The organism is Comamonas fluminis, from assembly GCF_019186805.1.
GTDB lineage: Bacteria > Pseudomonadota > Gammaproteobacteria > Burkholderiales > Burkholderiaceae_C > Comamonas > Comamonas fluminis.
This window is the reverse complement of the sequence record NZ_CP066783.1, coordinates 4,299,105-4,311,653: the sequence shown is the minus strand read 5'-3', so window position 1 is coordinate 4,311,653 and position 12,549 is coordinate 4,299,105. Positions and strand designations below refer to the sequence as shown.

Below are 12,549 nucleotides of genomic sequence, written 5' to 3'. Positions count from 1 at the left end.
CGATCTCCTGAATGAATTGATCGGGTGGCTTATTGCGTGACGCGAAAGGCTTTGACGTCGGTGGCCGAGAGCTTGTCGGGGTACTGGTTGCCAAAGTTGCTACGCACATAGTTCACGACGTCGGCAATCTGGTCGTCAGACAGCTTGCTGGCAAAGGAGGGCATGCCGTGCAGCCCGTTCATGACGACCGAGGCAGGGTAGGCGGCAGCGGCCAGCTTGGGGTTGGAGGCGAGGGCGGGGTAAAAGCCCGCACCCTTGGCACCTTCGCCCTTGGCCATGTGGCAGCCCTGGCAGGTGGCCTGGTACAGGGCTTCGCCGCCGGTTTGCGAAAAGCGCGGGCGCAGGGAGGAGAAGTTGCTCATCAGCGCCTGGGTATCTGCTGCCGAGATGGCCAGGATGGCGGCCGACTGCAGCGGCTGCAGGTTTTTCACATCCTGTGTGCCCTGTGACTGGGCCATGGCGCCTCCGGCCAGGCTCAGAGCCAGGGCGGTGGCGGCGCAAAGACGGTGCAATGTGTGCATGGTGTGGTTCCTTGAGACGTTGTCGATCAGAGGCTGGAGGCCTTGGCGTGCAGGCGCTGAATGGCGTCCAGCGAGGACAGCACGGCACCTTCCTGCCAGGCGGGGATGTACGAGACATGCTCGCCCGCCAGTACCAGGCGGCCATCGACCTGGGCCAGGTTCTGGTAGTGCTGCTCGCGCAGGGCGTCGGTCCAGTTGCCAAAGCAGCCGTTGATCCAGGGCATGCGGTGCCAGGCCACCGATACGCCGTTGAGGAACTCCTGCTTGTATTGCGGGTGAATCTGCGCGCCGTATTCCAGCGCCAGGCGAATGCGCTCGGCCGGCTTGAGTGCCGAGAAGCGGTAGGCGTTGCTGTTTTCAAAGGCGTAGCCGCCCAGCAGCACGGCGGGGCCACCGCTCATATAGCCGGTGGAGGGGTAGGAGATTTGCTGGATGGGCAGGTCGGTGTAGCTGATGCCGCCGTAGATGCGCTCGTCTTCTTCCCAGAAGCGGCGCTTGAATTCCAGGCCGACCTTCATGGAGCTGCCGTAGGGCACGCTGGCAATGGCGTTTTGCATGGGCGCGCTGGCCTGCACTTCGATCTGGCTGAGGATGGACAGCGGAATCGTGCACACGCACCAGTCGGCGCGGGCCTGCTGGGTGGCGCCGGACTTGAGGGCGTCCACATAGTCCACGGTCACGCCCTTGTCGTTCTGGGCAATCTTGGTGACCTTGGTGTTGTAGCGGATGGCCGAACCCAGATCACGCGCCATGGCCTGGGCCAGCATGTCCATGCCGCCCTCGGGCTGGAAGATGGCGCTGTGGAACTCATACACATTGCCGGTGCCCATCTGGCGCCACAGGTTGGATTCCAGCAGATCATGCAGACCCATAGGGGTGGAGGGCTTGGCCTGCGCCATCAGGCCGCCGCCGGGGTCAATGTCGTAGCCCCGGAAGTCGCTGACGGCGTTGCTTGAGCGGTAGCGGTATTCCTTGTCCAGCACGCCCCAGGCCTTGAGGCCTTCCAGCAGGCGTTCCTTGTCCTCTTTGCTGATGGCCTGGTCCAGCGCGCCCTGGTTGGTGGCCTTGGACAGCAGCTCGGCCACATGGCCATAGACATCGGTCTGCACATGGCGAAAGCGCTGGGGCTTGCCCGCCAGGGCCTTGCTGTTGTGCAGATAGGCGTTGTAGTTGACCTGGTTGAAGGCTTCGAGCTTGATGCCAAAGCGCTTGTAGTAATCCAGCATCGCGTGGTGGTGGTAGGGCACGCGCCAGGGGCCGGGGTTGAAATAGTTGCCCTTGGCAAAGCCCACTTTCTGGCGCGTTCCATCGAGTTCAGCAAACTCGTCACCGCCGCGCAGCGTCCAGCAGCGGCCACCGGCGCGGCCCTGGAATTCGAGCAGTTGCACCTTGTAGCCCGCAGCGCGCAATTCAATGGCGGCCACCATGCCCGCCAGGCCTGCACCCAGCACCAGAACGCTGGAGCCGGGCTTGGCATTGCTCAGTTTGACGGGGCCGTTGTAGTGCGATTCAGCGGCATAGCCCAGCGAGCTCATGGCTTGGTACATGGCACTGCCGCCCGCCACTTTCCCGATCATGGAAAGCAGCTGTCTGCGGCTGAAATGTTGGCTTGGCTCTGGCATCTGAGATTCCCTTTCTGAAGAACTGGTGCTGCCTTGGCATGGCGGCAGCGCAAGCGTTCTTTGCAAGAGGTGTGCCAGATATGTCCTACAAATGTTTTGTTCCTAAAAATCAATGACTTGTTAATTTCTAAGAGGTGTGTGGCTTGCAGCGCTTATCCCTGTTGCGGTGCATGCTCACTAATTTGAAGCATGCAAGTTCAGATTGGTGCATGGGTGCCGGGAATGCCTGCTGGGTTAAGGTGGAGTGCATGAAAAGCGGCAAACAACGCAAGGCAGAAATACAGTTGCAGCGCGCGGGGAAGGCGGCCCGGGCGGCCGCGTCTGCTGCAGCGCAGGCAGTTGCACCCCCTGCGCTGACGGCGGCAATGGCCGCCTGCAACCCCTTGCAACTGGCGGCCTACAACAGCTACGGCCAGCCCGACTTTGTGGCGCGTGGCTATTACGTGGACGAGCCGTTTTGCTGCAAGGACTGCGGCAAGCAGGAGGTGTGGACCGCCACGCGGCAGAAGTGGTGGTACGAGGTGGCCAAGGGCCAGGTCTTCACCAGGGCCAACCGCTGCAATGCCTGCAGGCGCAAAGAGCGCGAGCGTGCCGCCGAGGCGCGGCGTGTGCAGCAGCAGGGCAAGCGGCAGTCTGAAAAGGAGGGGGTGTCATGAAGCGCCAGATATCCTGGGTTTTGACGCTGCTGGCGCTGGTCGTCATACCGTTCGGCGCGTACTGGATGGCAGAGTCCAGCATTCAGGCCCAGCGCGGGCAGGGTGGTTATGCCTGCGGCATGCCAGTGCTGGCGCTGTATTTGCTGGCAGTGCTGGTGGCCGGGGTGCTGTCGCTGGCGGCGACAGTGCTGAACGTGCTGGCGTTCAGGGCGCAGCCCGCACCACGGCCCGTGTGGCGGGTGCTGGAGCTGCTAATAGCTGCCACGCCCTTGCTGCTGGGCGTGGTGGTGGCGCTGATGCTGTGGGTCAACCCTTGAAGCCGTACTCAGGCAGGCTCCACCGTGGCTGCCACTTCCACCCGGTTGCGCCCGCCACGTTTGGCGGCGTAGAGCATGGCGTCTGCCTGCTTGAACACGGCCTGCATATCGTCATCGCTGTCGGGCCAGTGCGCCACGCCCAGTGAGATGGTGATGCGGCCCACCACGGGCAGCTCGGTATGTTCAACCAGTGCACGCAGGCGCTCTGCCACCTGGGCGGCGCTGTGCAGCGGTGCGCCGGGCAGCAGCAGCAAGAACTCTTCACCCCCCACGCGGCAGGGCACGTCATTGGCACGCGAGACATCGCGCATCTGCCGGGCCAGTTGCTTGAGGACCTTGTCGCCCGCATCGTGGCCAAAGTTGTCGTTGACCTTCTTGAAGTGGTCGATGTCTATGGCCAGCACGGCAAATGGTGTCTCCTGCGCCTGGAAGGCGGTGATGGCGGCCTCCAGGTGGCGGCGGTTGCCCAGGCCAGTCAGCGGGTCGGTGTTCACGTCCTCGCGCAGCTTGGTGATGTTGCGCTGCAGCAGGTCAATGCCCTTGAGCATGGCTTTTTTCAGCTCGTGCGATTCAAAGTACCAGGACTTGACGGACTGAATCTTGTCAGCGGTTTCGGGCCTGTCCATGTCACGCGCACCATTGGCCAGCTGGCGCAGCGGGCTGGCAATGCGGCGGGCGCTCCACCAGATCAGCAGCAGCATCAAAATGGCGATAGGCAGTGTCTTGTACAGCACGGATCGCATCAGATCGTTGAGGGGCGCCAGTGTTGCCGCCTTGGGGCGCTGGGCCACGATGCCCCAGCCTGTGGACGGCACGATGGCATAGCCCGCCAGCATTTCGCGGCCCTGGCTGTTGATCAGCGGCATCTTGCCGGATTCACCCAGGCTGATTTGGTTGATGGCGTCGTTGTTGTTCACCTGGTTGCCCACGCGCTTGCCATCAGGGTGGTAGATGATGTGCTTGTTCTTGTCCACGACGAAGACATAGGAGCCGTCTTCATAGAAGTGCGAGCCCAGCAGCGTATCCAGCATGCTTTCCTGCTTGAGGTAGATGCTGCCGCCCACGGCGCCCAGGTACTGGCCGTCTTCCGCAAAAACAGGCTGCGAGATAAAGACAATGAAGTTGCCGGTAACCGCCATATAAGGCTGGCTGATGACCGGGCCTTTGGTCTGCAGGGTTTCCACAATGCCACTGGTGGTCAGCGTCTTGCCTGCGATCTGCAGTGTCTCGGGCGATGTGGCCAGCACATAGCCGGTGTTGTCGATGATGGTGACGGAGTTGAAACTCTTGGTCTGCAGGCGCAGCCGCGTGGCTTCTTCGCCCAGGAAGACGTTGTCCTTCATGTGCCCGGCCATCAGCTTGGCGCTGTAGTCCAGTTGTTGCAGGGCCGATTGCAGAAAGTCATCCGTGCTGCGCGCCAGCTTGGTGGCATAGGCGTAGTGGCCGTCCAGCGTGGTGTCTATCAGCTGCTGGCGCTGCACCAGGTAGCCGGCGTAGAAGGTGTTGGCAAACGGAATCAGGGCGCTGCAGATCGTGAGCACCAGAATCAGGCGGCGCAGATCCAGCCGGGCAGCGCTGCGGTTGGCATCGGGTATCTTCGGTGATTGCATTCGGTCAAGGCAGCAGATGGGCGGCAGCCCTCTCCCCAAGGACTGTCGATTTCTGCCGTTGTTATTCGTGGCTGGTTCGCATTATCTGGTGTCAGGCGCACTGGCTGCACGTGGAATACCGCACTGGCGCGTTGGCGGAATTCAGCATGTGGCTGCCGCTTTGGCTGCTTTGGCCACTTGCACGGTGCAGTCATAAAAGCAGGGGGCGCGGCCAATGTCGGTGAGCTGCTGGTGCGTCAGCTCATTGACGTTGGTTCCGTTCACGCCCTGCTTGCGCCACCAGATGCCCAGGCCCACCACCACGCCCTGGCGCGCACGGCCATTGACGGCGGCATGGCAGACATGCTCACCCCGGGTGTTGAAGACGCGCAGCAAATCCCCATCGGCAATGCCGCGTGCAGCGGCGTCATCGGGGTGCATTTCCAGCAGCGGCCTTTCTTCCATGCGCTGCAAGCTGGCAACGTTGGTGAAGGTGCTGTTGAGAAAGTTGCGCGCTGGCGGCGAAATCATGGCCAGCGGATAGTCGGCCGTGGGCGCTTCGTAATTGGGCAGATGGTCGGGCAGCGTGCTCACACCCAGGGCCGCCAGCGCCGGGTTGTCGAACTCGCATTTGCCGGACGGTGTGGTGAAGCCACCGTTGGCAAACGGTGCATCGGGCAGGGCGATGGTGGCAAAGCCGCGCTCCAGCAGTTCATCAAAACTGATAGCTGTATGCGCAATAGCTTGCCGGGCTAGAGCCTCATCAGAGTCTGAAAAGTGACTGGCGGCAAAGGCGGGGTCCAGCAGTGCCATCTGCGCTGCCAGGTCGCGAAAGATCTGTGCATTGCTGCGGGCCTGGCCCTCGGGGGCAATGGCGGGGCGGTTCAGCAGCACATCGGTGTGGCCGTAGCTGCCGTGAATGTCCCAGTGCTCCAGCTGTGTGGTGGCGGGCAGCACATAGTCGGCGTGGTCGGCCGTGTCCGTCATGAAGTGTTCCAGCACCACGGTGAACAGGTCTTCTCGCGCAAAGCCAGCGGCCACCTTGGCCGATTCCGGGGCCACGGCCACGGGGTTGCTGTTGTAGACCACCAAGGCTTCCACTTTGGGGCCAAAGGCGGCGTCACCAGGGTGCAGCAGCACCCCGCCAATGCTGCTCATATTCAGCGTGCGGGGGCGGCGCTGGCCCAGCAATTGGGGCATCTGCAGCGCAGCCATGTCAAACGGCAGCACGCCAGAGCTGGACAGCAGCAGGCCGCCTGCGCGGTTGCGCCAGGCACCAATCAGCGCGGGCAGGCAGGCAATGGCGCGCACGGCATTGCCACCGCCGCGCACGCGCTGCATGCCGTAGTTCAGGCGAATGGCTGCAGGCTGGCTGCGGCCATAGTCGCGTGCCAGCTGGCGAATTTGCTCAACCGGCAGGCCGCAGACCTGCGCGGCGCGCTCTGGCGGCCATTGCAGTGCTCTGGCTTTGAGAGCGTCCCAGCCCTGTGTGTGCTGGGCGATGTAGTTGTGATCGAGCCAGTCGTTGACGATGAGCTCATGCATCAGCGCAAAGGCCAGGGCCGCATCGGTGCCGGGCAGCAGTTGCAGGTGCTCATGGCATTTGTCGGCGGTTTCGCTCTTGCGCGGGTCAATGCAGACCAGCCGGGCGCCGTTGCGCTTGGCTTCCTGGGCATAGCGCCAGAAATGCAGATTGCTGGTGATGCTGTTGCTGCCCCAGATCAGAATCAGCTGGCTTTCGGCAAAGAACTCCACCCGCATGCCCAGCTTGCCGCCATAGGTCGCGGCCAGCGCTTCGCTGCCTGCGCTGGCGCAGATGGTGCGGTCCAGCAGGCTGGCGCCCAGCTGGTGGAAAAAACGCCGGTCCATGCTTTGCCCCTGCACCTGTCCCATGGTTCCGGCATAGCTGTAGGGCAGGATGGATTCGGGGCTGCGCTGCGCAATCTGGTGCAGGCGCTGGGCGATGTCGCTGAGGGCTTCCTCCCAGCTCACCGGGGTGAACTGGCCCGAGCCTTTGGGGCCGCTGCGCTTGAGCGGCTGCAGCACGCGGTCTGCGTGGTAGCTGCGCTCGGTGTATTTGCTGACCTTGCTGCACAGCACGCCGCCGGTGTGCCGGTGCTCGGCATTGCCTTGCACCCGGGTGGCAGTGCCGTCCACCACGGTGGTGACCAGGGCGCAGGTGTCCGGGCAGTCATGCGGACAGGCGCCGCGTACTTGTGCAATGTGGGGCATGTGAAAGCTCTGAGGCGAAGGGAAATTCACACCAGTGACAGCGTGTCGGCCTATTATGCGACTCGCATCAATGTCAAAAAACGTTAAATGCACCATAACAAGAGCGGTCGGACCGCGTCCGCTGCAATCAGCACCAAGTAGGAAGAACGAGAGCAATGCAAGACAAGTCAATTCGGTGGAATCGTCGTCAGTTTGTGACTGCTGCGGGTGCGGCAGCAGCGGGAGCATGGAGCGGCAGCAGTCTCGCGCAGGATGCCTCAGCGCCTATCGTGCTGGGTCAGTCCTGCGCGCTCAGCGGTCCCTCGGCCCAGCTGGGCACGCAGTTTTCGCAGGGCGCGAAGCTGTACTTCGACCAGCTCAATGCCCAGGGTGGCGTGGGTCGCCGCTTGGTAGAGCTGCGCACGCTGGACGATGGTTACGAGCCCGAGCGCTGCGTGGCCAATACCCAGAAGTTTCTGAATGACGATGTGATGGCGCTGTTTGGCTATCTGGGCACGCCCACCAGCATGGCGGCTTTACCCCTGTTGCAGAAAGCCAAGGTGCCGCTGATTGCACCGCTGACCGGTGGTGCGGGCCTACGTGACCCCAAGCTGGCGCAGACCGTGTTCAATCTGCGCGCTTCCTATGCCGATGAAACCGCGCTGATGGTCAAACAGCTGGTGGCGCTGGGTCTCAAGAAAATTGCGGTGTTCCACCAGAACGATGCCTATGGTCAGTCGGGTCTGGATGGCGTGACGCAGGCTCTGCACTCCCATGGGCTCAAGCCCGTTGGCACGGCCACGGTGGAGCGCAACTCTCAGGATGTGAGCAAAGCCATCAAGACCCTGCTGCCGCTGGGTGCCGACGTGATCGTGCAGGTGGGCACCTATGCCGCCAGCGCTGCCTTTGTGCGCGCCGCACGGCAGTCTGGCTATGGCGGTCAGTTCTACAACGTGTCGTTTGTGGGCACTTCGGCACTGGCGCAGGAGCTGGGCAAGGAAGCCGAAGGCGTGGTGGTGACGCAGGTTGTGCCGTCGCCTTACAAGACATCACACCCGCTGGCGCGAGAGTTTCAGGCGGCGCTGCAAAAGGGCGGTGCATCGCTGCAGCCCAACTACTCCAGCATGGAAGGCTACCTGGCCGCCCGCGTGGTGGGTGAAGCGCTGAAGGCCGCAGCCGCAGGTGGCAAGCTGCAGCGCGAAAGCCTGATTGCCGCACTGGACAGCCTGAACGGCCAGCAAGTGGCTGGCTTCCCCATCGCCTTCCGGCCGCAGGCGGGCAAGCCCCGTTTTGTGGAGCTTTCCATGCTGACGGGCGACGGCAAGGTTAGAGTTTGAGGCTTTGCAGCCCGCAGGGCGCAGCGCTTTGAGACTTGGGTCATCATGGCATCTTTGCCACCGATGACCCCAAGGAGAGAGCGCATGGCCCTGCTGCCCGAACTTCAAGCAAGCGCCCCTGACATTGCCGCGCTGCGCCGCGATATCCACGCCCACCCTGAGCTGTGTTTCGAGGAAATTCGCACCTCGGATCTGGTGGCCGACAAGCTGGAACAATGGGGCATCGCCACCCACCGCGGTCTGGGTGCGACCGGTGTGGTGGGCATCATCCATGGCCGCGATGGCGGCAAGAGTGGCCGCGCCATCGGTCTGCGCGCCGATATGGATGCCCTGCCGATGCAGGAGTTCAACACCTTTGAACATGCCAGCCGCCATGCAGGCAAGATGCACGCCTGCGGCCACGATGGCCACACCGCCATGCTGCTGGCTGCCGCGCAATATCTGGCTGCACACCGCGACAGCTTTGAAGGCACGGTCTATGCCATCTTCCAGCCCGCCGAAGAAGGCGGCGGCGGCGCGCGTGAGATGGTCAAGGACGGACTGTTCACCCAGTTCCCCATGCAGGCCGTGTTTGGCATGCACAACTGGCCCGGCATGAAGGCCGGCACCATGGCCGTGGGCGCAGGCCCGGCCATGGCATCCAGCAACGAATTCAAGATCGTGGTGCGCGGCAAGGGCGGCCACGCGGCCATGCCGCATATGGTGGTGGACCCCGTTCCTGTGGCGGCCCAGCTCATCATGGCGTTTCAGACCATCGTCAGCCGCAACGTCAAGCCCATCGAGGCGGGCGTGGTGTCCGTGACCATGGTGCACGCCGGTGAAGCCACCAATGTGGTGCCCGACAGCGTAGAGCTGCAAGGCACGGTGCGCACCTTCACGCTGGAGGTGCTGGACCTGATCGAGCAACGCATGAAGCAGATCAGCGAAAGCCTTTGCGCCGCCCATGGCACGCAGTGCGAATTCGAGTTTGTGCGCAACTACCCGCCCACCATCAACACTGCCCCGGAAGCTGCGTTCGCGCAAAGCGTGATGCGCGACATTCTGGGCGATGCGGGCGTGGTGCCGCAGGAGCCATCCATGGGCGCAGAAGACTTTGCCTTCATGCTGATGGAAAAGCCCGGGGCTTACTGCTTTATCGCCAACGGCGACGGCGACCACCGCGCCATGGGCCATGGCGGCGGCCCCTGCACTTTGCACAACCCGAGCTACGACTTCAACGACGCACTGATTCCGCTGGGGGCGACCTTCTGGGTCAAGCTGGCCCAGCGCTGGCTGGCTGAACCCACGCGGGCCTGATGGCCTGCGGATCGTGAAAAGGCTACTTCCTGCGAGGCAGCCTTTTTTGTTGCGCGCAGATAAAAAAAGAACGGTCGTTCTAATTTCTTTGATTTTTCGCTACACTGGTCTGGATTTCTATAAGCACAGGAGACCTGCCATGTCCGATCTGAACGCCACGTTTGAAGAATCCGTCAAGAATTCCACCTCGATCAGCGAGCGCCCTGACAACGCCACGCTGCTCAAGATCTATGCCCTGTACAAACAGGCCACAGAAGGCGACAACGAAGGCAAGAAGCCCAGTTTCACCGACATGGTCGCACGCGCCAAATGGGATGCCTGGACCAAGCTGGAAGGCACCACAGCCGATGAAGCCAAGCAGCAATACATCGACCTCATCGCATCGCTGCGCTGATCTGCGCTGCCCTTGAACAACAACAAGGCCCCGTGTTCCGGGGCCTTGTTGTTTTAAAGATGGCGGGCCAGCCTCCCAACCAGAGACAGCAAGCAAGCGCAGCCGCTCAGGGGGGATCAATACCTGTTCGAGAAGTTGGCAGAAATACGCTGACGCAAATATTCCGCCCCGGTGATGGGCGGATATTTTTGGGCGGGGCCTTCAATCACCGCATCTTCATTGGCCTGGCAGAAAAAGGCCAGGCTGTAGCGTGCGCCCTGGTATTCGTGGGGCTGAGGGTTGCGTACGCGGTGAAAGTTGCTGGGTAGCTGGTCGTCACTCCAGCGTGTCAGCATGTCGCCGATATTGCAGGTGATGACGCCATCCACGGGTTCCACCGGTGTCCATTGTTGGGCATCAGCCTCTTTGCCGGGCAGCACTTGCAGCCCGCCCTGACCGGCGCGCTGAAACAGCAGCGTCAGGCAGTCAAAGTCCGTATGCGCGCCTGCGCGCCACAGGCCCAGCTCATCTTTGAGTGCGGGGTCCACCGCAAAGTAGTGCAGCATGCGCAGCGTGCTCTGGTAGCTGGGCACGGCGGGGTCGTGGGCGCGGGTGAAGAACTCCTCATCAAAGCCCAGCTTGTAGGTAAAGCAGGAAAGCAGCTGCATGCCCACTTGCCAGCACTGGTGTTCAAAGGCCAGCGTTGCTTGCTGAAAGCCGGGCAGCTCCTGCTCGCTGGGCCACAGACCTTCCATGCGCGGGCGCGTGACTTGATAAGACTCTTTCTGGTCCGGGGTGCGGGTGGAGGGGCGAATCTGCGCCTTGTGCTCCCAGCCGGCGTTGCGCGACAGAGGCCATTGCGCCTTGGTTTCTGGCGCTAGTGCAAACAGCTGCTCAGCCCTGCTGAATGCGGCGTCGATATCGGCCTGCGCAATGCCATGGCCACAAACCTGGAAGAAGCCGATCTCTACCGACGCGTTCCAGATCTGGTCGGCAATCTCCTGCTTGCGCTGCTCGAAGTCGCTGATGTCTATGACGCGAACTTCGCGCGTCGAGGTTTCTGCGCCTTGTCCGCCCATGCGGGCTTCCTTGTCCAGTTCGCCAAGGCTGTAAGAGTGGCTGGTCGTGGTCTGCATAAGAGTTTCTCTTGCGATGACTTCAGACACCCGCGCTACTGGTGAGCAGGTGCTGGCATCTGAAGCGGGGATATCAGGTGCGACGACGGCCGCACCCACTTCAAGAGCAATGACCCGCGAAGCTAATGGCCGGAACCGACCACTGCACCGTGCTGAACGCTTCTACTCTTGCCACTAGTGCAGCAAACAGCGTGCCAGCCATCTGCCATGGGCGTGGCGATCTTGGTTTTGGTGCGCGGCTTCAATCTGGTGCATGGGTGTGCATGAATCCATGCACGGCTGCGTGGCGCATGCACCTTGCGGATGCCCGACAAGGCGTAACAAAAAGCAGGCACGCCAATTGCTAGATAGCTTTACGAGTAGAAGCGTTCAGCCTGCATCTGTGCAGCGCCCGGAAATTGCTCATGTCCTGCCAGCGGCGCTGCTGCTGGTGTTTTTGCCGCCAGAGACCTGAGAGTTCCACCATGCAACGTCGCCATTTCCTTGCTGCCCTGCCTCTTTGCGCTGCGCCCTGGGTACATGCCCAGGGCAAGTCGCTGACTCCGCTGAAATTCACGCTGGATTTCCGTGTCAATGGTCAGACGGCACCTTTCTTTCTGGCGCAGCAAAACGGCTACTACCGTGATGAAGGGCTGGATGTCAGTCTGGACGTGGGCTCTGGCTCGGTGGCTTCGATCACGCGCATCGCCAGCGGTGCCTACCAGATGGGTCTGGGCGATATCAGTTCGCTGATCGAGTTCAATGCGCAAAACGCCGGTACACCGCGTGTGCAGGCCGTCTATCAGTACTACAACCGGGCGCCGTTTGTCATCATCGGGCGCAAGGACAGAGGCATCACCTCGGACTTCGCCAGCCTCAAGGGCAAAAAAGTGGCCGCCGCCGCCGTGGAGTCCACACGCCGTGCCTGGCCCATGGTGGCGCGGCGCAAGAGCCTGCCGGCCGATCTGTTTGCCTGGTCCACCACGGAGTTCTCGGCCCGCGACAACGTCATGGTGCGTGGCGATGTGGATGCGGCCACTTATTTCCATGACTCGGCCGTGTCGCTGTTTGCGCGCATCAAGCCCGAGGAGCTTTCCATCCTGCGCTACAGCGATGCGGGCGTTCATCTGTATGGCAATGCCATCCTGGCGTCCAGCAATCTGATTGCCGAGAAGCCGCAAGTCGTGGCCGCCTTCCTGCGCGCCACCAACCGCGCCATTGTGGAATGCTTGGCCAACCCCGCTGCAGGCATTGCCGCCGTGCGCCAGCGCGAGTCGATTCTGGATGAGAAGCTGGAGCTGGAGCGCTGGTCCATCACTGCGCAGTACGTCGCGGCGGCGGATACGAAAAGCCACGGGCTTGGCGACTTCAGCAAGCGCTTGATGGAGCAGCAGGTGGACAGCGTGGTGCAGACCTTTGCACTCAAGACCACGCCATCTGCCGATGCCCTTTTCAACAGCAGCATGCTGCCCGCCAGAGCGGCCCGCATGCTCAAGGCCTGAGGGGAGAAGA

The 12,549-nt window shown here is 62.2% G+C and carries 11 protein-coding genes; 6 read left to right on the top strand and 5 right to left on the bottom strand.

Features of this window, described 5'->3' with window-relative positions; genetic code table 11:
- Positions 1 to 29: 29 nt before the first annotated feature.
- Together JDW18_RS19900 and JDW18_RS19895 are read right to left on the bottom strand one after the other, a co-directional pair.
- A complete protein-coding gene (locus JDW18_RS19900; RefSeq protein WP_218241324.1) occupies positions 30 to 521 on the bottom strand; it encodes a c-type cytochrome in 492 nt (163 codons plus the stop codon).
- A gap of 26 nt (positions 522 to 547) precedes the next feature.
- Positions 548 to 2,143 carry a flavin monoamine oxidase family protein gene (locus JDW18_RS19895; protein WP_218241323.1) on the bottom strand — a complete coding sequence of 532 codons (1,596 nt, stop codon included), beginning with the start codon at positions 2,141 to 2,143 and terminating at the stop codon, positions 548 to 550.
- Between the two features lie 248 nt (positions 2,144 to 2,391).
- Between JDW18_RS19895 and JDW18_RS19890 the strand changes: the two genes are divergently transcribed.
- Both JDW18_RS19890 and JDW18_RS19885 read left to right on the top strand, forming a co-directional pair.
- Positions 2,392 to 2,799: a zinc-ribbon domain containing protein gene (locus JDW18_RS19890; protein WP_218241321.1), complete on the top strand. Its 408-nt coding sequence runs from the start codon at positions 2,392 to 2,394 to the stop codon at positions 2,797 to 2,799.
- Complete coding sequence (locus tag JDW18_RS19885; protein WP_218241320.1) at positions 2,796 to 3,116, top strand: hypothetical protein; 321 nt, start codon at positions 2,796 to 2,798, stop codon at positions 3,114 to 3,116. The genes JDW18_RS19890 and JDW18_RS19885 overlap by 4 nt, the downstream gene beginning before the upstream one ends.
- An 8-nt stretch (positions 3,117 to 3,124) precedes the next feature.
- On the opposite strand, the gene JDW18_RS19880 is transcribed toward JDW18_RS19885, so the two are convergent.
- Both JDW18_RS19880 and JDW18_RS19875 read right to left on the bottom strand, forming a co-directional pair.
- Positions 3,125 to 4,726 (bottom strand): sensor domain-containing diguanylate cyclase, encoded by a 1,602-nt coding sequence (locus JDW18_RS19880; RefSeq protein ID WP_218241319.1) that lies wholly within the window; start codon positions 4,724 to 4,726, stop codon positions 3,125 to 3,127.
- A 141-nt stretch (positions 4,727 to 4,867) separates the two neighbouring features.
- Complete coding sequence (locus JDW18_RS19875; protein WP_218241317.1) at positions 4,868 to 6,937, bottom strand: molybdopterin-containing oxidoreductase family protein; 2,070 nt, start codon at positions 6,935 to 6,937, stop codon at positions 4,868 to 4,870.
- A 155-nt stretch (positions 6,938 to 7,092) separates the two neighbouring features.
- Between JDW18_RS19875 and JDW18_RS19870 the strand changes: the two genes are divergently transcribed.
- The 3 genes from JDW18_RS19870 (at position 7,093) to JDW18_RS19860 (ending at position 9,943) form a co-directional block, all read left to right on the top strand.
- Complete coding sequence (locus JDW18_RS19870) at positions 7,093 to 8,253, top strand: ABC transporter substrate-binding protein (protein WP_218241316.1); 1,161 nt, start codon at positions 7,093 to 7,095, stop codon at positions 8,251 to 8,253.
- Between the two features lie 84 nt (positions 8,254 to 8,337).
- Positions 8,338 to 9,549: a M20 aminoacylase family protein gene (locus tag JDW18_RS19865; RefSeq protein WP_218241315.1), complete on the top strand. Its 1,212-nt coding sequence runs from the start codon at positions 8,338 to 8,340 to the stop codon at positions 9,547 to 9,549.
- A gap of 139 nt (positions 9,550 to 9,688) precedes the next feature.
- Positions 9,689 to 9,943: an acyl-CoA-binding protein gene (locus JDW18_RS19860; protein WP_218241314.1), complete on the top strand. Its 255-nt coding sequence runs from the start codon at positions 9,689 to 9,691 to the stop codon at positions 9,941 to 9,943.
- A gap of 116 nt (positions 9,944 to 10,059) precedes the next feature.
- On the opposite strand, the gene JDW18_RS19855 is transcribed toward JDW18_RS19860, so the two are convergent.
- Positions 10,060 to 11,058: an isopenicillin N synthase family dioxygenase gene (locus JDW18_RS19855; RefSeq protein ID WP_218241313.1), complete on the bottom strand. Its 999-nt coding sequence runs from the start codon at positions 11,056 to 11,058 to the stop codon at positions 10,060 to 10,062.
- Between the two features lie 464 nt (positions 11,059 to 11,522).
- Between JDW18_RS19855 and JDW18_RS19850 the strand changes: the two genes are divergently transcribed.
- On the top strand, positions 11,523 to 12,539 hold the full coding sequence (locus JDW18_RS19850; RefSeq protein WP_218241312.1) for an ABC transporter substrate-binding protein: 1,017 nt from the start codon (positions 11,523 to 11,525) through the stop codon (positions 12,537 to 12,539).
- The last annotated feature ends 10 nt before the right edge of the window (positions 12,540 to 12,549 follow it).